The following is an 18134-nucleotide window of genomic DNA, read 5'->3' as shown; positions in this document are numbered from 1 at the left end:
CTGGTAGCGATGCTCGTCCTGATCACGGGCCCGGCCAGGCCCCGGCCACGGCCACCGCGCCCAGCCTGCTTGCCGATGTCCTCGGAGCCCGGTGTGTTCCCGAAGGCGGGTGCGTACGCCCTGCCGGTCCGGCACCATGGCACGGGAGCGGTCGGCAGCCCGCGGGAGCTGTCGGGCAGCCGTTTCTGACGGGGGCGAGGCAGTGCGGAAGAACCAGGGCGGACGCCGCGCGGTGTTGTCCGGGATGGCGGCGGACGAGACGGGAACCGGGGGCTTACGGCCCGGTGCGCCCCGGCAGTCCCGTGCCAAGGGTGTGCTCCTGGTGGCCGCCGCCTGGCCGATGGGTCTCGCGGGATTCTGGCTGGCCCTGGCCGCGTTCAACCACTGGCAGGACATCCGGCTCCGGTCCGGGATGGCCGTCGGTGCGTTCAACCCGGACGACCCCTGGTGGTACACGACGGTCGTCGCCGCTGCCGTGATCGTGGGCGGGGCCGTGGTGCTCGGTGCCGTGCGCGCCGTGGTGCTGCGACGCCCTCCGAGCGGACAGGGTTTCGGTCGTCTGCGGCTCTTCCTGCCCATCATGGCGTTCACCTCGGTCTACGGACTCTGGGGTGAGGACTCACCGGTGCCCTGGTGGGACGTCGACCTCCTCGTCCCCCTCGTCGCGGTGTCCGCCCAGACCCTGTTGTTCGGCGCGCGTCGTCTCGCCGTGCTCGGACGGCAGCACCTCGCGGAGATCATCCGGTGCCCGGGAGAACTCCGCAGGAACTCGTTCACGCTCTATCTGAGGTCCTTCGAGGACGACGTCCGGCGTACGGCCCTGGAGGAGAACGAGCGTCCGGCTCCTGGGCCGGGCGCCGTGCTGTCGGATCTGGGTCTGTCCACGCGGACCGAGGAGGAGCAACTGGGACAGGCACTGAAGACGGTGGCGCCGATGGTCGCTGTGGGCCGGCCCGGGGAGCGGCTTCCCCTGGTCGGTGCCCGGCGGTTGTACCTGCCGGTCGACGACTGGCAGGAGACGGTCCGGGACTTGATGGAGGGAGCGCGGCTCGTGGTGATGGCGGTGGGGCCGGGGGCCGGACTGCTGTGGGAGTTCAGGGAGGCGACACGGCTGCTCCCCGCGGAACGGCTCGTTCTCCTTGTGCCTGGTCGGGATGAGTACGAGAGGTTCCGGGCCCAGGCGGCACCGCCCCGGCAAGGCGCGGCGCGACCTCGGCAGGAGGCGCGTGCCTGGTCGTCTCCCGTGCTGCCGCCCTATCCCGACACCGAGCCTCCGGCCGGCCTCGCGTTGAAAGGCGCGGTGTACTTCGACGCCGGCTGGGCCCCGCACTTCGTGCTCTTCGGCGCGGGCGGGAGCCGGAGCAGACCCGGCGGCGTGGTCCGCATGGCGATGGAGGAAGGGCTCAAGCCGGTTCTCGACCGGTACCGTCCCGGCCGCCACCGGTGATACGGCCCGCACCGCGCCGCATCAGGCCGCGTCGGACGAGGAGACCGGAGCGCTGACCCGACGCGACCACCGCCGGCCGTGCCAGGCGACCGTGACGCCGCTCCCACATGGAGTCGAGGACTTCTTGCGGGCCGCCGTCGCAGCGCACCAGGACGCCGGTTCACGCGGGTTCCCGCCCGTCGGTCTCGCCCTGCTCACAGCGTGAGTTGTCCATTCCCGTCATCCAACCGACACCGGCCCGTCACCCATTCGACTGCATGTCCATGCCATTCTCCCGAGTGCCGCCTCCGTTCAACCCGCGTAGAGGGGACCCCACATGCCGGCGACACGCACCCGCCGCTGGAAGTCAGTGGCCTTCGCCACGGCCGCCGTCCTGGTCGGCCTCACCAGCCCCGCCCTCACCGCCACCCCCGCCGCGGCGACCACGACGGCGTACGACTCGACGTACTACAAGAACGCCGTGGGCAAGACGGGCACCAGCCTCAAGTCCTCGCTGCACACCATCATCAGCAGCCAGAACAAGCTGTCCTACTCGGCGCTCTGGGAGGCGCTGAAGGTCACCGACCAGGACCCGGCCAACAGCGGCAACGTCAAGCTGCTGTACTCGGGCATCTCCCGCAGCAAGACGCTCAACGGCGGGGACGTCGGCGACTGGAACCGCGAGCATGTGTGGGCCATCTCGCACGGCGACCTGACGACCTCCACCGGTCCGGGCACCGACCTGCACCACATCCGCCCGGAGGACGTCCAGGTCAACGGCGTCCGCGGCAACAAGGACTTCGACAACGGCGGCAGCAGCTTCACCAACTCCGGTGGCAGCCTCACCGACTCCGACTCCTTCGAGCCGCGCGACGCCGTCAAGGGCGATGTGGCGCGCATGATCTTCTACATGATCGTCCGCTACGAGGGCGGCGACGGCTGGGCCGACCTGGAGGGCAACGACGGCGTCGGCAACGGCGGCAACCCCTACATGGGCCGGCTGTCCGTCCTCAAGCAGTGGAACGACGAGGACCCGCCGGACGCCTTCGAGGAGCACCGCAACCAGGTCATTTACGACACCTACCAGAGGAACCGGAACCCGTTCATCGACCACCCCGAGTGGGTCGAGGCCATCTGGTAGAGCGGGCCGGACACGCCGGGCACCCCGCTGGCACTCCAGCGCGAAGTCGGCGGGGCCGCCGGCCCCGAGGGGCCGATCACCCGTTTCGCACGTCCGTCGGGCGGCATCGACCAGCCTTCCGTCGTGTCGCCCGTCGTGACCGAGAGGGCGCACCGCCCACCCTCTCCGAGACGGAAGACTCGACGTCGCCGGCGGGCCGGACGTGACGTCGTCGGTCAAGTGGTCTCGATCCGGGTGTGGCCTCGCGACGATTGCCGATCTCTTGTCCCGTGTCACCCCGGGATCCCCTGCGTCACAGGACCGGGGCGCGCAGCGACCGGGGCCCGTCGTCCGCGACGGCGTGCGGCGGAGGGAGCGGCGGCCTCCCGGGGCCGGAGATGATCGGCGGACCGGGGCGGGCGGCGGCCGGCATCGGTGATCGCGGTGAACGCACCGCTTCCGGCGGGTACCCGTTGGACATGATCAGACCTGATCGTCCCGGTGAGCGGCGGCTGCCGATCGATCGCGTGGCGCAATGGGGCCGGGCAGGGGTCCTCGACGGGCCGGGGCCCGGCCACGGCTCGGGGCCCGGCTACGGCACAGGGCCGGCGCGGACCGGCCGGGAGCGGGCAGCCTGCCGGAAGGGGACGGCCGATCGGCGAGGAGACGGGTATGGCAGGGCCTGAACGCACGGACACGGACGCGAGCAGTGGGCGGCAGGAGTCCGAAGGCGTATCCGACGGTGTGCTCACCGAAGCGCTGGAAGCCATCGGGACCGGTGCCTACGTCGTGGACGAGCAGGGCCGCATCATCGCCGTGAACTCCCACGCGGAGCGGATGCTGGCCATGCCGGCCGAGGATCTTCTCCGCCGCGACGCACATGACCTGTTGCATCGGGACGCTCACGGTCAGCCACTGCCGACGGCACGGTGCGTCATGCGGCAGGCGTTCCACGCCGGGCGCACCGCCCAGCGCGAGGAGGACCACTTCGCCCGCGGGGACGGCTCTGTCCTGCCGGTCTCCTGGCTGATCACGCCGTATCGCATCGGCGGGCGGCAGTGCGGCACCCTCGTCGTCTTCCACACCACCGACCACGCGCGGGAGGCCGGCGCGCGACGGGGGCCGGCGGCCGAGCTGACGGAGCTGGAGCGGCTGGCGCTGCTCGCCGAGACCACCACGCGCTTGACTTCGACCCTCGACGTCGACGAGGCGCTGCGCCGGCTGGTGGCGCTGGTGGTGCCCCGGCTGGCGGACTGGGTCATCATCGACCTGATCACCGAGCGGGACGAGGTGTGGCGCACGGTCGTCGTCCACGCCGACGGCGACACCCTGAAGCATCACGAGGACCTGCAAGGCCCGATGCCGCCCATCCCGGAGCGATCCCGCATGCCCCTGTCCAGGGCCCTGCGCGGGGTCGCCTCCACCGTCGCCGGACCCGAGACCTACCAGGGGGCGCCGGATTCCGGCATCGCGGTGGAACAACGCCGCCTGTTCGGTGCCACCGGCATCCGCTCCGCGGCCATCGCCCCCATCCGCAGCACCCGCGAAGTCCTGGGAGCCCTCACCCTGGGCCGGGCCGAACACCCGGGGAACTTCACCGGTGACGACCTGCCCCTGGTCGAGGACATCGCGCGCCGGGCCGGTCTCGCCCTGGACAACGCCCGCCTCTACCAGCGTCAGCGCAAGGTCGCCGAGACCATGCAGAACCATCTGCTGCCCCAGATGCCGAGCGTGCCCGGGCTGCAGATGACCGTCCGCTACCTGCCCGCACCCGACGCCTCGCACGTCGGCGGCGACTGGTACGACGCCTTCCCCCTGCCCGACGGCGCCACGGCCCTCGCCGTCGGCGATGTCGTCGGCCACGACCTGGAGGCCGCGGCAGGCATGGCGCAGGTGCGCAACATGCTCCGCGCCTATGCCTGGACCCACCGGGAAGGGCCCGGCCGGATCGTCGAGCGACTCGACGAGGCGGTCCAGCACATCACCGATGTGCCCATGGTGACCATGGTCCTGGCCCGGATCGAAGAGGCGGGCGGCGGCCACTGGCGGCTGTCCTGGACCAACGCCGGCCATCCGCCGCCCCTGCTCGTCAGCCGCGACGGCCTCGCCGACTACCTCACCGACGGCCACGGCCTCCTCCTCGGCACCGGACTCGGCGCTTCCCGCCCCGACGCCACCGTCCTGATCCCGACCGGATCCACCCTCGTCCTGTACACGGACGGCCTGATCGAAGCCCCCGGCCAGAGCCTGGACACCGGTCTGCAGCGGCTGCGCCAGCACGCAGCCGCGCTCGCCCACCGGCCGCTGCCCTCCTTCACCGACCGGCTGCTGAGCCGGGTCCGCCCCGCCGACAACGACGACGACGTGGCCCTCCTCGCCCTGCGGGTGCCCGCCAGGCCGTGAGATGCGACCCGGTGTCTCAGGGGGCTTGGGGGCTTGGGGGCCGATGTGTCGCGGCTGGGCGCGCCGTCGGCGCACGGCGTGCCGCCCGCGACCGATGCCGAGCGGCCCTGTGCGCTCTGAGAGGATCAGGGCATGGCGGACTCACCTATGCAGATCAATGCCCTCATCGTCGATGCCGCTGACCCTGAGCGGCTTGCCGCGTTCTGGTCCGAGTTGCTCGGTCGGCCGGTCGTGGGCCGTATGGGACCCTATGTATGGCTGCGGCGCGAGAACGGCCTGGGCCTGGGCTTCCAGCGAACCGGCGAGCCCAAGTGCGTGAAGAACCGTATGCACTTCGACGTCACCTCACCCGACCCGGCCTCGGAGCAGCAACGTGTCGAAAAGCTCGGCGGGCGCCGGCTGGAAGAGTACGACGCCGGCGGGTTCCTGGTGATGGCGGATCCCGAGGGCAATGAGTTCTGCATCATCCCCGAGGGCCCCTTCGAACTCGATGACGAGGGGCGCGCGGACTACCTCGCCTGATCGGCCGTGTTACGAACGGTTGTACGACAGGCGCCGACACCCGGTCGGCGCGACAGATTCCCTGCTCGCAACCCCTCTCCGTAATCAACTGCGTTCGTTTCGTTGACATTTCACGCAGAAGTCTTACCGTTGGGAGCGCTCCCATAACAGCCTCGCCACTGGAAGGAGTTCCCCCCACATGCGCAACCAGAGTCCGTTAACCAGGCGTTCGCGGCCGTCCCTCCGTCGGCCTCTCCAGGTGCTCGTCACGCTGTTCGCCGTGGTTGTCGGCGCACTGACCTGGTCGGCCCCCGCCCAGGCCCACGGCACCATCGTCGACCCAGCCTCCCGCGCGTACCAGTGCTGGAAGACGTGGGGCAGCAACCACACGAACCCGGCCATGCAGACGGAAGACCCCATGTGCTGGCAGGCCTTCCAGGCCAACCCGGACACCATGTGGAACTGGATGAGCGCGCTCCGCGACGGCCTCGGTGGTCAGTTCCAGGCGCGGACCCCCGACGGGACGCTCTGCAGCAACAACCTCTCGAGGAACGCCAGCCTGAACAAGCCCGGGCCGTGGAAGACCACCAGCGTCGGCAACAACTTCTCGGTCCACCTGTACGACCAGGCGTCCCACGGTGCCGACTACTTCAAGGTCTACGTGAGCAAGCAGGGCTTCGACCCCAAGACCCAGACCCTGGGCTGGGGCAACCTCGACTTCATCACGCAGACCGGCCGCTTCGCGCCGGCGCAGGACATCACGTTCCCCGTCCAGACCTCCGGCTACAGCGGACACCACATCCTGTTCGTGATCTGGCAGGCCTCGCACCTCGACCAGGCCTACATGTGGTGCAGCGACGTGAACTTCGGCTGAGCCGGGGAGAACCGCACACGGCACCGGCCTCTGCCGGGCGGCCGGTGACCCGCCGCCCGGCCGACCGAACCCCGTCGGGGCAGGGGACCCATGTGGTCGCCTGCCCCGGCGGGGTTTCCCGCGCCCACCGGATCCGCCTGTTCGAGGGCACCTCCTCCGCGAGGCCCGGCTCGCGGAGGATCGCGGGCTGTGCCTCCGATTCGACCAGCCGGTGCACCGAGGCCCGGCCGCGGATCCCGGCCGTCCGCCCGACCTGCCGCACCGTCGGCGCTTCCCCGTGACCGGCGATGCGCCGACCCCCGTCCACAGACACCGCGGTGACCGCGGAGCCGGTTCTTCACGATTCCGTGCCGTCCCGAGAGGCGAGACGTGTCCGCGGCCGGTGTCCGTGGACGCCGGCCGCGGGGGGCTGCCCGGTCCCGTCAGTCGGCCGCCGGTGCGGCGCCCTCCGGATCCGGGGCGGAGGGGCGGCCTCGGGTCAGGCGGAGGTCGGTCAGGGCGAGGGTGACGGCCGAGGCGACCACGACGGCGTTGAGGCACAGGGCGAGGCGCGGGCCGATGCCGACCAGGGTGCCCGCCAGTGCCGTGCCGGCCGAGCCGGCGGCCATCTTCAGGCCGGCCATCGTCACGAACACCTGCGCCCGGGCGTTGGGCGGGGAGTACACCGACCGCACGGCCAGGGTCGCGGTGAACAGGACCGCGCTCGTCGCTCCCGCCAGGGCGAAGGTGCCCAGGGCGAGGACGTAGCCCGGCGCCAGCGCGCAGAGGCCGACCGCCGCGGCGTTCGCGGCGATCAGCCGCAGCACCCAGCGCTCCGGCTCCCCGGTGAGGGGGAACGCGCCGGTCAGCAGGGCTCCGCAGAGGTTTCCGACGCCGTAGGCGGCGCCGAGGGCGGCGCCCGCGCCCGCCGAGCCCTGGAGGCTGCGGCCGAAGACCACCGCTATCACCATCACACCGCCGGTGCTGACCGAGGTGATCATCGTGGCGACCATGACGCGCCGCAGCGGGCCCCGCCGGACGATCACGCGGAGGGCGTCCCGTACGGGCATCGAGCGCTGCCTCGCGGCGGCGGGCCGGTGTTCCTTCGGCAGCGCGAACATCAGCAGGCCGGCCACCACGCCGGCCGCGCCGAGCGCGACGACCGCGCTCACGGCCCCGGTCAGGGCGGTGAGCGCGGCGACGGCGGCCGGACCGAGGATGTTGCTGGTGCCGTAGGTCGCCGAGTCCCATCCCTCGGCCCGGCGCTGGGCGCGGGTGTCCTCGCCGACGATCAGTGCGAGCCGGCTGCTGAGCCCTCCCGTCATCAGCGGGTCGCACAGACCGCCGACGACGACGAGCACACCGACCAGGACGACGGGCAGGCGGCCCAGCGTCCAGCCGGTCGCGGCGAGCATCAGCCCGAAGACGAGGAACGCGGCCGCCAGCCGGAACCTCGGGTCGCGGGCCTCCTCCAGCCAGCGCGCCATCCACGGCCCGGCGGCGTTGGGCAGTGTGAGCAGGGCCGCCAGGATGCCGCCGAGCGCGGCCCCGCCGTGGCCGGGCCGGGCCAGCGTGAGCGCGACGAGCGCGACGGGAGCGCCGCCGCTCGCCGAGCGCACGAGCGTCGCCGAGGTGAGGTACACGGCGAGCGCCATGCCTCGCCTCTGAGGTAACGCTCCCCGCGTCTCCCGTGGTTCCGGCGCCGACGGATCGCCGGCCCGGTCGGCTGCCCGCGGGACGCCGGCCGGCTCCTGCTCCTTCGGCGCGGCGGTCGCGTCCGGCGGTCGCGGGGTGCCGGGAGTCGCGTCGCCGTCGGCGCGGTCGCGGCGGTCGGGCACGTCTTCTCCGTTCGACGGGGTCCGGCCGCGGGGCCCGGACACGCTGTTTCCGTTCGTGCCCGCGGTGGTCCGCCGGCCGCCGTCGTGCCTCACGCGGCCGGAGCCGAGGTGCGGGTCCGCTCGGCCAGCAGCGGGAAACCGAAGAGGTCCTCGATGTCCGCCTTGACGGCCGAGCACGCCGCCTCCGCCTCGGCGGGCGTGGGGGCGACGGCGCGCAGCATGCCGAACGAGTCGAAGTTGGTGCGCATGGGCGGCACCACGTCGCCGGCGCCCGCCCGCGCGTAGCCGGAGTGGAGCCGGGCGAGGAACGGGGCGAACCAGGTGCCCGGAAGACGGGCGGGCACGGTGGACTTCTCCGGTACGGCGAGGAAGGAGTGCGAGGCCGAGCCGTTCAGGGGCAGCGGGCCGTCGGGCAGGGGGCCGCCGAGGAACAGGTCGACCAGGAGGGCGAAGACGTCGACGCCGGCGACCGTGCCGATGGTGTCGGGCAGGGAGCCGCCCGTCAGCCGCGGGTTGACCTCGATGAGCCGGAAGCCGGACGGGGTGTGCATGACCTCCACGTGGAAGATGCCGAGGTCGAGCCCGAGTGCGCGGCACACCTCGACCGCGTAGCGGCCGAGTGCGGCCTCGTCGGCGGCCGGCAGTCCGGACGGGACGGTGCAGCCCAGTTCCAGTACCGGGTTCTCGCGGCTGACCTTGCGGCTCGCGCACACCAGCGGGACCAGGCGCCCCGCGGACGCGGCGACCTCCACGGAGTACAGGTCGCCGGCCACCAGTTCCTCGACCAGGTACCGCTCGTCGAGCTGCCGGGCCATGCCCTCGGTGAGTCCGGCCCGGTCGGCCGCGGCGGCGGCGAAGTGTGCGCGCACGGCGGAGGGGTCGCGGGCGATGGAGGTCACGGCCTTCCCTATGCCGAGAACCGGTTTGACGATCACCGGGTAGCCGATCGCCTCGGCGGCCTCCAGCGCTTCACCGGCGCCGGTGACCACGCGGAAGCCGACGCTCGGCACCCCGCGCTCGCGCAGGACGCGGCGGCACTCGCCCTTGTCCCGGGCCGCGAGGGTGCCGGCCGGAGAGGTGCCGCGGGCGCCGATGCGGGCGGCGAGGTCGGCGGCGGCCTGCGCCCCGTAGCTCAGCGTGGAGAGCACCGCGTCGACGCTCCCGGGGTCCGCGCCGGAGGCGAGCAGTGCTCCGTACACCGCGTCGCCGTCCAGCGGGTCCGCGAACGGGGCCGCGTGGTCGGCCAGCCGGATGGCCTCGCGGCGCTGGGCCGGGGTGGCGGTGAAGTCGTAGAGGGGGCAGTGCAGGTAGGTCACGGTGTGACCGCTGCGCTTCGCGTAGGCGAGTGCCTGGACACCCAGACCCGTGGTCTCCACGAAGAGGAGGTGAGACATGGCGGCCCTTCCTCGCCGCGCGGCGGCGGGAGATCGATCCGAGCGGATGCGGGGTGACGCAGGACAGCACAGGTGTTCCCCCTGAGCGGGATTCATGTCCGGCCGGACAAGGCATCGCATGGGCCCGTCGGCCTCCACGCGAGGGCGCCGGATGCGGGCCGGTGCGCCTGACGTGGGCCGATCGCCACATCGCGCAGGAGAACCGGGTGTTCACCACCGTCGAAGAATGAGATGTAGGACACACTCATCGTGGGTGAGGTGTGATTCGTGTGGCGCTGGTGACCCGAGGGCAGCGAAAGCCCGGGGTCATCCGGACAGCGGCGAGCGGCACACCGCCCGAAGGGCTCCACGGCGTTTCGGCGCTCCACGCACCATCGGATCGAGACCGGCCGGTCCCGACCGCAGGTTCGAGCCCGGGGGGATCCTGTGAACCACAGCGCGAAGACCGAAACGACGGCCGCCTTAGACAGGCCGCTGCTGTTCCCGCTGGGAAGGCGGGCCGGTGACACCCGTACCGTCGTCTTCCACCCCCTGGGGGGCGGCCTCCTTCCCTGCCTGGGTCTCGTCGCCCACCTCTCCCGCCATGGCCCCGTGTACGGCGTACGGGCGCTCGGCCTGGAGGAGGGCGAGGAACCCGACACCCGCATCCCCGACATGGCCGACCGTTACGCCGAGGCGGTGGCCGCCCTCCCCGCCCCCGCCGACCTGTTCGTCGGCTGGTCCCTCGGCGGGCTGCTCGCCTTCGAGACGGCGCGGCGGCTGACCGGTGGGCACACGCCCGACCTGGTGCTCGTCGACAGCAGTCCGGCTCCGATCGGCGAGGGACCCGAGGCCTACGAGGCCGTACGCCGACGGGTGCTGAGCGAGGCCGCGGCCCACATGGGCGCGGACGCCCTGGCCCGCACGGAGCGCACCGTCGACGCCCACCTCTGGGCCCGCATCCAGTACCGCGCCGAGGGGCGGCATCCGGGCCGTGCCCTACTGATCACCTGTACCGGCAGCGACGATCCGCAGCAGGCCCGGCGCTGGTCGCCGCACCTCGCGGACGTCTCGGTCCGCTCTCTGGACACCGATCACTTCGGCGTCCTTCGCGCCCCGCACCTGCACCAACTCCGCCTGGATATCGAGGAGTTCCTCAAGCCCGGCGGCGGCAGCCGGGATCGGCGCCCCGCGCCCGGCACGGTGTAGGGCCGTCGCGGCTCCCGCCCGCCGACCGGCGCCGCCGCGCAGCGCGCCCACGGCGGGCCGCGTCCCGGCCCGGTGGCCGGCGCCGCCACCCGGCTCTCTTCCCCCTTGATCCGTTCTCCCGTTCCGACGGGGTGCGCCACCGTCTCCGCCCCGGACGGCGCGGACGACTGCCCGCCGGCGGTCGTCCTCCGTCCCCCGTTCGTACGCCCAGCGTTCCCGGACGCTGCGCGTGTCCCCCTGCCCCGCTCCGCAAAGGAATGGCATGCAGCACGCACACCCCACGTCGCCCCGCCTCGCGAGCGTCGTCAAGGAGGTCGTCGCGGCGGCCTCCGAGCCCCCCGTCGACCCGCACGGTCTGAGGGACGACGAGCCGCTCAACGGCGAGCGTCTCCACATCAACTCCCTCTCCCTCATCGGCCTCCTGGTCCGGATCGAGGAGGAGACCGGCGTCACCCTCTCCGACGAGTTGTTCGTCGGCAGGTCCTTCGCCACCGTCGCCGACATCACGGCGATCGTCGAGCAGAGCAGCGAGGCCACCGCATGACCGAGGTCCCCCGCCGCTGGCGCAGCGTCCTCGCGCACCTCGGACAGCCGCTGCCTGCCGACCGCACCCAGCACGCCGCCACCGGCGGCAGCGTGCAGGCGAACCTGCCGATGGAACTCGTCCGTCAGAGCGTGCAGCCCCGCGAGTACTGGGACATCCCCGAGGAGGTCGCCGACGCCTACCGGCGTTTCCGTCCCACCCCGCTGTGGCGGGCCCGCGCCTTCGAGGAGGCGGTGGGCGCCCGGGTGCCGATCTGGGTGAAGTACGAGGGCGGCAACATCTCCGGCAGCCACAAGCTCAACACCGCGCTCGCCCAGGCCTACTACTACCACCGGGCGGGCGTGCGGGAGCTGGTCACCGGCACCGGGGCCGGTCAGTGGGGCACCGCGCTGGCCGCCGCCTGCGCCCGCTTCGGCATGCGCTGCACCGTCTTCATGGTCGGCGGCAGCCTGGAACGCAAGCCGTACCGCGGCGTGTTGATGCGGATGCTCGGCGCACGGGTGATCTCCAGCCCCAGCACCCTCACCGAGGTCGCCCGTTCCGGCCGGTCGGCGGGCAACAGCCTCTCGCTCGCGATCGGCGAGGCCGTCGAGTACGCCGCCCGCACGGAGGGAGCGGCGTTCTGCATCGGCAGCGGTGAGACGTACAGCATCCTGCACCAGTCCGTGATCGGCCTGGAGGCCATCGACCAGCTCGCCGAGGAGGGGGGCGAGGTCGACGCCGTGGTCGGCTGCGTCGGGGCCGGCTCCAACTTCGGCGGCATCGCCCTGCCCTTCCACGCCCGGGCCGCCGCCGAGGGCGGCACAGCACCGGCACTGATCGCGGCGGAGTCCAGCACGACCCCGAAACTCACCCGCGGCGTGTACGCCTACGACCGCACGGACGCCACCGGGTCGTCGCCGCTGGAGGCCATGTACACCGTCGGCAGCGACTACGCCATCCCCGACTCCCATTCGGCGGGCCTGCGTTACCACGGCGCCGCCAAGCTGATCTCCGCGATGCGGCACGCGGGACAGGTCCGCGCCACCGCCGTCGACCAGGTCGCCGCCCTCGCCGCCGGCCGCGCCTTCACCACGGCGGAGATGACCCTGCCCGCCCCGGAGTCCGGACACGCCCTGGCCGCCGCCGCCCGGGCGGCGGGCGACGGCGGCGGAGACGGCGACGCCCCGCGTGCCCGCACCGGCGTCCTGGTCTGCGTGAGCGGCCACGGCTACCTGGACCTCGGCGCCTACCAGCAGTTCCTCGAGGGCGAGCTGGCCGACCGCGCGCCGGACCCGGCTGCCATCGCCGACGCCGTCGCGGGCCTCGCCCGGGCCGACGCACCGGGGGGCGCCGGCCCGGCGCCCGGCCGGGTCACGGTCCCGCCCGCCGGGACGGCCGGACGCCCGGCAGGCACCCCCGTCGGTCTGGGGGAGGTGCGATGACCGCTCCCGCCCTCCCGCGGACCGCCCCGCCGGCGGATCTGTGCGCCGAGCTCCTGGACTGCGTCCAGGTCAACCTGGCCTGGCTGGCGTGCGCCGAGTACGGGGTGCCGCCGCTCGTCCTCGGCGCGCGGCTGGAGTTCGCGCCCCGCGACGACGGTCCCGGCCGGCTGCCGACCGTCGAGGCGGCCACCGACACCCAGGTGGAGCGCACCGCCCAGGCGCTCGGTCTGTGTCTCACAGACCGTCGGGTCCACCCGCCCGGCACCGGGATCCCGCCGACCGGCACCGGCACCGCGTACGTGGTCGCCGACGCCTATCACCTGCCCTGGGTGCCGTACCACGGTCACGCCCACATGGATCACAGCTTCCTGCTCGACACCGACGCCTCCGGGCGGGCCGTGGTGCGCGACGGCTACCACAACGACACCCCGCACGGTCCGGCCCGGCCCGGCACCTGGACCCTCACCGGGGCCGAGCTCGCCGAGGCGCTGCCCGACGGCGCACGCGTCTACCGCACGGCCCGCGCCGGGGCCCCGCGGGACGCCACCGCGGTCGTACCCGCCTCGGCGGCGGCCGTCGAGGCGTACGTGCGCGCCTACCGGGAGCACCCCGACCGGGAGGAGGCCCTCGCCCGGCTCACCCTGGAGACCTGGCTGCTGGCCCGGGCCCGGCGGCTGCACGCCGCGCACCGCGCCGCCGTCGGCGACACGGCGCCGGCCGTCGAGGAGCACCTGGCGGCCTGGGGCAAGCTGGCCGAGCAGACCTTCCTCGCCCACCGCCGCGTCCAGCGCGGCCGGCCGGAACCCTCCGGCCCGCTGGAGCGTCTCGCCGGACTCCTGCACGCCGACGCCCGGGTGTTCGCCGCGCCGCGCCCGGCGCGACGGGCCGGCCCGGTCACGGCCGCGGCCGTGACCGGCGGCACCGGCTCACCGGGCGCGGACGCGCTGCGCACGGCCGTCGCCGAGGAGGCCGCCGCCGTGCTCCGCGTCCCCGCCGCCGAGGTGCTGGCGGGCCGCCCGCTGACCGGGATACCGGGCTTCGGCTCCTTCCGCATGGTCGACATCGTCGAGCGGATCGAGGAACGGCTCGGCATCGAGTTCGACCCCGGCGATCTCGTCCCGGAGAACCTCCACGACCTCGACGGCCTGTGCCGCATCACCGCCCGCGCCCACCGGGAGAAGCCGTGAACCTGCTGCACGATCTGATCGACGCCGCGGCACACCGCGCGCCGGACGCACCCGCCGTCAGCACCTCGCGGGACACCCTCACCCACGGCGAACTCGCCATCGCCAGCCGGGCGGCCGCCCGCTGGCTGCGCGCCCTCGGCGTCCGCCGCGGGGAACGCGTCGTGGTGGTGGCGCCCTCGGCCGTCGAGGTCGCCGTCGCCGTCTACGCGGCCTCCCGGATCGGGGCGCCCTTCGCGCTCCTGCACGAACAGACCCGCGGGCGGGCCCTGGCCCACGTCCTGGACGACGCCGCACCCGTCCTCCTGCTCGCCGACGACGAGGACGCCCGGCGCCTGGCCGCCGAGCGCGGCATCACCGCCGCCCGTCTCTCCGACGTCCCGCGCGGCCCGGACCCGGACCCCGCTCCCGGCCGGCCCGCACCGGCCGCCGACGGGACCGGCGCCGGCGCCCCGCTCCCGGTGGACCCCGTCTGCCTCATCTACACCTCCGGCACCACCGCGGCGCCGAAGGCCGTGGTGAGCACCCACCAGCAGGCGCTGTTCGCCGTCCACGCCATCCAGGGGGAACTGGCGTACCGCCCCGACGACGTGGTCTACAGCCCACTCCCCCTCTCCTTCGACTACGGCCTCTACCAGCTGTTCCTCGGTGCGGCGAGCGGCGCCGCGGTACGGCTGGGGCTGCCCGCCGAGGTCGGTGCCACGTTGCTGCGCAACATCGAGTCCGCGGGCGCGACCGTCCTGGCCTCCGTCCCCGCCGTCGCCGATACCCTGGCCAAGCTGGTGCGCCGCTCCCCCGGCCACGGCCTGCGGCTGCGACTGCTCACCAACACCGGCGCCGCGATGCCCCCGCAGCCCCTCGCCGTGCTGCGGGCCGCCGTCCCCGGGCTGCGGGTGCAGCTCATGTTCGGGCTCACCGAGTGCAAACGCGCCGCCATCAACCCGCCGGACGCGGACCTGGAGCACCCGGGCAGCTGCGGCCGGGCCCTGCCCGGAACCGAGATCCACGCGGCCGGCCCGGACGGGGAACGGCTGCCCCCGGGCGAGATCGGCGAACTGGTGGTGCGCGGACCGCACGTCATGGCCGGGTACTGGCGCCGCCCCGAGCTGACCGCCCAGCGGTTCCCGCGCCGCGACGGCCTCTTCCCCGAGCTGCGCACCGGCGACCACGGGTGGCTCGACGAACACGGTTTCGTCCACTTCGCCGGCCGCCGCGACGACATCTACAAGGAACGCGGATTCCGGGTCAGCGCCACCGAGGTGGAGGCCGCGGCCCGGCGCGTCGAGGGCGTCGAACAGGCCGCCGTACTACCGCCGGCCGAGGGCTCGCCCGCCCTCCTGGTGGTGGTCTCCGACCGCGCGCCCGCGGACGTCCTGGAGGCCATGCGCGAGGAGATCGAGGAGTTCAAGGTGCCCGGCCGCTGCGTGCCGCTGCCCGCCCTGCCCCTGACCCGCAACGGCAAGGTCGACCGCAAGGCCCTCGCCCGGGAGGTGGCGAGCCTTGTCTGACGCGACCACCGTCGTCCGCCCGGACACCTCCCGGCCCGACGCCGTCCCCGGCGCCCTGCCCGCGGCGGTCCGCGCCGCACTGGACGCGGGCGCCGAGACACCCGCCTACGTGTACGACCTCGCGCGCGTCCGCGAGAACGCCGCCCGGCTGCGCGGGGCGCTGCCCGGGCCGGCCGACCTCTACTACTCCCTCAAGGCCAACTCCCACCCCGCCGTCCTGCGCACCCTCAGGGAGGCCGGGACCCTGCCCGAGGTGTGCTCCCCCGGCGAACTCGACGCCGCGCTCGCGGCCGGATGGCACGCCGGGCAGGTCCTCTACACCGGGCCCGGCAAACGCGACCAGGACATCGACCGGGCCCTGGAGGAGGGGGTCCGCGAGTTCTGCGCCGACTCCCCCACCGGCCTCGACCAGCTCGACCGGCTCGCCGGGCGGGCGGGGGTGCGGGTACGGACGCTGCTGCGCGTCAACGACGACCGCCCCGCCGCCGGGCAGGGCCTCGCCATGACCGGGGTCGCCTCCCAGTTCGGCGCGGACACGCGGTGGATCACCGACGAGCCGGAGCGCTTCGGGGACCGGCCCCACGCCGAGGTCACCGGCCTGCACCTCTACATGGGCACCAACCTCTCCCACGTACCCGACCTGCTGGCGCAGTTCCGGCAGTCGCTCGGCACCGCCGCCCGGCTCCGCGCCGTCCTGGCCCCGCACACCGCGCGGCTGGACACCACCCTCGACCTGGGCGGCGGCTTCGGCGCCCCCTTCGCCAAGGAGGGCGAGGCCGCCGATCTGACCGGCCTGCGCGAAGGGCTCGCCGAACTGCTCGACGCCTCCGCACCCGGCTGGCGTGACGGAGCGCCCCGCCCGGCGTACGAGTCCGGCCGTCACCTGGTGGGCACGGCCGGGACCCTGCTCACCCGGGTGCTCGACGTGAAGCGGTCGCACGGCCGGGACGTCGCCGTCCTGGAGTCCGGCATCAACCACCTCGGCGGCATGGCCGGCCTGCGCCGCCTGCCCCCGCTCAACCCGACCCTGCTCACCGACGCGGCGGGACGCGGCGCACCGCGGCCCACCATGGTCACCGGCCCCCTGTGCACCCCGCTCGACACCTGGGCGCGGCAGGCCCCGCTGCCCCCGCTGCGCCCCGGCGACCTGCTCGCCGTCCCCAACGTCGGCGCCTACGGGCTGTCCGCCAGCCTGCTCGCCTTCCTGGGCCACCCGGCCCCGCTCGAAGTCGCCGTCGACGGCGACGCCGCGCCCGACCTCACCCGCCTCACCCTCATCCGGAAAGGCTGACCGCCATGGACTCCGTGTTCCAGGACGTGCTCCGCGACCACCTGCCCCGCCTCCAGGGACAGCCGCTGACCGACGACACCCCGCTGCGCGACCTCGGGCTCGACTCGATGAAGTCGGTCGACCTGCTGTTCGCCATCGAGGACGAGATGGGCGTCTCCCTGCCCGACGACGACCTCAACGAGGAGACCTTCGCGACGGCCGGCTCGCTGTGGCGGGCCGTGGACGCCGCACGCGCCTCCGAGGCGGCCGCGTGACCACCACCGCCACCGCGCCCGCCCCGGCCGCCGGCGCAGCCGGCCGGGGCGGGGCTCCCTCCTCCCTCGCGGCCCTGGTCGAGGAGGTCGCCGAGGTGACCGCGGCGCACGCCCGGCGCACCGACACCGAGGCCGTGTTCCCCGTCGAGGCGCTTCAGGCGCTGCGCCGCACCCGGCTGCTCGGCCTGCTCGTGCCGGCCGCCGACGGCGGACTCGGCGGAGACCTGGGCGACGTGCTCACCGCGACCCGGCGGCTGGGCCGCGAGGACATGTCGCTCGCCATGGTCTTCGCGATGCACTGCCAGCAGGTGGCCGCCCTGGTGCGGCACGCCGACGGCGCACTGCGCGACGACCTCCTGCCCCGGATCGGGGCGGGCGAGGTGTACCTGGCGTCGGTCACCACGGAAGCCGGCAAGGGCGGCGCGCTCCTGACCGCCACCGCGCCCCTCGAACAGCGCGCGGGCCACCTGGTCCTCGATCGTTTCGCGCCGATCGTCACCGGCGGCCTGCACGCGGACGGTTTCCTCGTCACCATGCGCAGTCCGGATTCCGCGGACGAGCACGACGTGTCGCTGGTGTACGCCGACCGGAGCCAGCTCGAGGTGGCCTGCGCCGGCGACTGGGACCCGCACGGCATGCGGGCCAGCCACAGCGGCGCGCTCCACCTGCGCGGCGCCGTTCCCGGCCACCAGGTCGTGGGGCAGCACGGCCGCTTCCGGGACGTCGTCACGCACACCTTCGGACCGCTGGCCCACCTCGGCTGGAGCGCGGCCTGGCTGGGCACGGCCGAGGGCGCGCTGGCCCGCACCGTCGGCATGCTCCGCTCCGGCCGCAGCCGCGGCAACGCCGTGCTGGACTCGGAGCTGCTGCTCACCCGGCTCGCCCGGGTACGGCACCGCCTGGAGGCCGTCGCCGCGCTGCTGGCCCACACCCTGGACACGGTCACGCACGAGGACGTGTCCCGGCCCCGTGTCCAGCTCCTGGTCAACGGGCTGAAGGTGACCGCCTCCGAGCAGTGCCATTCGGCGGTGCAGGAGCTGGTGGAGGCGGTCGGGCTGCGCCACGGCTACCTGCGCGGCTCACCCGTCGCGCTGGAGCGCGCCCTGCGCGACCTGCGGTCGGCGAGCCTGAACTTCAGCAACGACCGGCTGCTGCTGGCCGACGGCAGGCTCACCCTCCTCGACGCGGAGGTGCGCCTTGCCTGAG

Annotated in this window: 15 protein-coding genes; 13 read left to right on the top strand and 2 right to left on the bottom strand. The window is 73.9% G+C overall.

The window, feature by feature from the left end:
- The first annotated feature begins 202 nt into the window (after positions 1-202).
- The 5 genes from ACZ4W9_RS26955 to ACZ4W9_RS26935 all read left to right on the top strand — a co-directional run bounded on the left by ACZ4W9_RS26955 (position 203) and on the right by ACZ4W9_RS26935 (position 6324).
- Complete coding sequence (locus tag ACZ4W9_RS26955; protein ID WP_467940113.1) at positions 203-1447, top strand: hypothetical protein; 1245 nt, start codon at positions 203-205, stop codon at positions 1445-1447.
- Positions 1448-1763: 316 nt separating this feature from the next.
- Complete coding sequence (locus tag ACZ4W9_RS26950) at positions 1764-2567, top strand: endonuclease I family protein (RefSeq protein ID WP_467940111.1); 804 nt, start codon at positions 1764-1766, stop codon at positions 2565-2567.
- 651 nt (positions 2568-3218) lie between these two features.
- Positions 3219-4949, top strand: a complete 1731-nt coding sequence (locus ACZ4W9_RS26945; RefSeq protein ID WP_467940109.1) for a SpoIIE family protein phosphatase — start codon at positions 3219-3221, stop codon at positions 4947-4949.
- 132 nt (positions 4950-5081) lie between these two features.
- The gene (locus ACZ4W9_RS26940) at positions 5082-5471 is read left to right on the top strand and encodes a VOC family protein (RefSeq protein ID WP_467940108.1); all 390 of its coding nucleotides are present in this window, start codon (positions 5082-5084) and stop codon (positions 5469-5471) included.
- A gap of 178 nt (positions 5472-5649) precedes the next feature.
- Positions 5650-6324: a lytic polysaccharide monooxygenase auxiliary activity family 9 protein gene (locus tag ACZ4W9_RS26935; RefSeq protein WP_467940106.1), complete on the top strand. Its 675-nt coding sequence runs from the start codon at positions 5650-5652 to the stop codon at positions 6322-6324.
- Positions 6325-6746: 422 nt separating this feature from the next.
- Here ACZ4W9_RS26935 and ACZ4W9_RS26930 read toward each other — a convergent pair whose 3' ends face one another.
- Together ACZ4W9_RS26930 and ACZ4W9_RS26925 are read right to left on the bottom strand one after the other, a co-directional pair.
- Positions 6747-7958: an MFS transporter gene (locus tag ACZ4W9_RS26930; protein ID WP_467940104.1), complete on the bottom strand. Its 1212-nt coding sequence runs from the start codon at positions 7956-7958 to the stop codon at positions 6747-6749.
- Between the two features lie 272 nt (positions 7959-8230).
- Positions 8231-9535 carry an ATP-grasp domain-containing protein gene (locus tag ACZ4W9_RS26925; RefSeq protein WP_467940102.1) on the bottom strand — a complete coding sequence of 435 codons (1305 nt, stop codon included), beginning with the start codon at positions 9533-9535 and terminating at the stop codon, positions 8231-8233.
- A gap of 426 nt (positions 9536-9961) precedes the next feature.
- Between ACZ4W9_RS26925 and ACZ4W9_RS26920 the strand changes: the two genes are divergently transcribed.
- The 8 genes from ACZ4W9_RS26920 to ACZ4W9_RS26885 all read left to right on the top strand — a co-directional run bounded on the left by ACZ4W9_RS26920 (position 9962) and on the right by ACZ4W9_RS26885 (position 18133).
- Positions 9962-10723 (top strand): thioesterase domain-containing protein, encoded by a 762-nt coding sequence (locus ACZ4W9_RS26920; protein ID WP_467940100.1) that lies wholly within the window; start codon positions 9962-9964, stop codon positions 10721-10723.
- A 262-nt stretch (positions 10724-10985) separates the two neighbouring features.
- Positions 10986-11267: an acyl carrier protein gene (locus ACZ4W9_RS26915; RefSeq protein ID WP_467940098.1), complete on the top strand. Its 282-nt coding sequence runs from the start codon at positions 10986-10988 to the stop codon at positions 11265-11267.
- Positions 11264-12691, top strand: coding sequence for a TrpB-like pyridoxal phosphate-dependent enzyme (locus ACZ4W9_RS26910; protein ID WP_467940097.1), 1428 nt, complete (start codon positions 11264-11266; stop codon positions 12689-12691). Before ACZ4W9_RS26915 ends, ACZ4W9_RS26910 begins: the two co-directional genes overlap by 4 nt.
- Positions 12688-13878, top strand: a complete 1191-nt coding sequence (locus ACZ4W9_RS26905) for an acyl carrier protein (RefSeq protein WP_467940096.1) — start codon at positions 12688-12690, stop codon at positions 13876-13878. The genes ACZ4W9_RS26910 and ACZ4W9_RS26905 overlap by 4 nt, the downstream gene beginning before the upstream one ends.
- Positions 13875-15383 carry a class I adenylate-forming enzyme family protein gene (locus ACZ4W9_RS26900; RefSeq protein WP_467940094.1) on the top strand — a complete coding sequence of 503 codons (1509 nt, stop codon included), beginning with the start codon at positions 13875-13877 and terminating at the stop codon, positions 15381-15383. The genes ACZ4W9_RS26905 and ACZ4W9_RS26900 overlap by 4 nt, the downstream gene beginning before the upstream one ends.
- Positions 15376-16674, top strand: coding sequence for a type III PLP-dependent enzyme domain-containing protein (locus ACZ4W9_RS26895; RefSeq protein WP_467940093.1), 1299 nt, complete (start codon positions 15376-15378; stop codon positions 16672-16674). The genes ACZ4W9_RS26900 and ACZ4W9_RS26895 overlap by 8 nt, the downstream gene beginning before the upstream one ends.
- Before the next feature lie 5 nt (positions 16675-16679).
- Positions 16680-16928, top strand: a complete 249-nt coding sequence (locus ACZ4W9_RS26890; protein ID WP_467940091.1) for a phosphopantetheine-binding protein — start codon at positions 16680-16682, stop codon at positions 16926-16928.
- Positions 16925-18133 (top strand): acyl-CoA dehydrogenase family protein, encoded by a 1209-nt coding sequence (locus tag ACZ4W9_RS26885; protein WP_467940090.1) that lies wholly within the window; start codon positions 16925-16927, stop codon positions 18131-18133. Before ACZ4W9_RS26890 ends, ACZ4W9_RS26885 begins: the two co-directional genes overlap by 4 nt.
- Position 18134: the final 1 nt, after the last annotated feature.

The sequence above is a fragment of the Streptomyces sp. NPDC029296 genome (assembly GCF_055569255.1).
The sequence above is the reverse complement of the archived record's forward strand: the minus strand, read 5'-3'. Positions and strand labels throughout refer to the sequence as shown.

Bases quoted from the DNA above. Each gene is read 5' to 3' on its own strand.
- ACZ4W9_RS26910 (WP_467940097.1), top strand. From the start codon at position 11,264: ATGACCGAGGTCCCCCGCCGCTGGCGCAGCGTCCTCGCGCACCTCGGA.
- ACZ4W9_RS26890 (WP_467940091.1), top strand. From the start codon at position 16,680: ATGGACTCCGTGTTCCAGGACGTGCTCCGCGACCACCTGCCCCGCCTC.
- ACZ4W9_RS26935 (WP_467940106.1), top strand. From the start codon at position 5,650: ATGCGCAACCAGAGTCCGTTAACCAGGCGTTCGCGGCCGTCCCTCCGT.
- ACZ4W9_RS26925 (WP_467940102.1), bottom strand. From the start codon at position 9,535: ATGTCTCACCTCCTCTTCGTGGAGACCACGGGTCTGGGTGTCCAGGCA.
- ACZ4W9_RS26940 (WP_467940108.1), top strand. From the start codon at position 5,082: ATGGCGGACTCACCTATGCAGATCAATGCCCTCATCGTCGATGCCGCT.
- ACZ4W9_RS26905 (WP_467940096.1), top strand. From the start codon at position 12,688: ATGACCGCTCCCGCCCTCCCGCGGACCGCCCCGCCGGCGGATCTGTGC.
- ACZ4W9_RS26930 (WP_467940104.1), bottom strand. From the start codon at position 7,958: ATGGCGCTCGCCGTGTACCTCACCTCGGCGACGCTCGTGCGCTCGGCG.
- ACZ4W9_RS26915 (WP_467940098.1), top strand. From the start codon at position 10,986: ATGCAGCACGCACACCCCACGTCGCCCCGCCTCGCGAGCGTCGTCAAG.
- ACZ4W9_RS26945 (WP_467940109.1), top strand. From the start codon at position 3,219: ATGGCAGGGCCTGAACGCACGGACACGGACGCGAGCAGTGGGCGGCAG.
- ACZ4W9_RS26950 (WP_467940111.1), top strand. From the start codon at position 1,764: ATGCCGGCGACACGCACCCGCCGCTGGAAGTCAGTGGCCTTCGCCACG.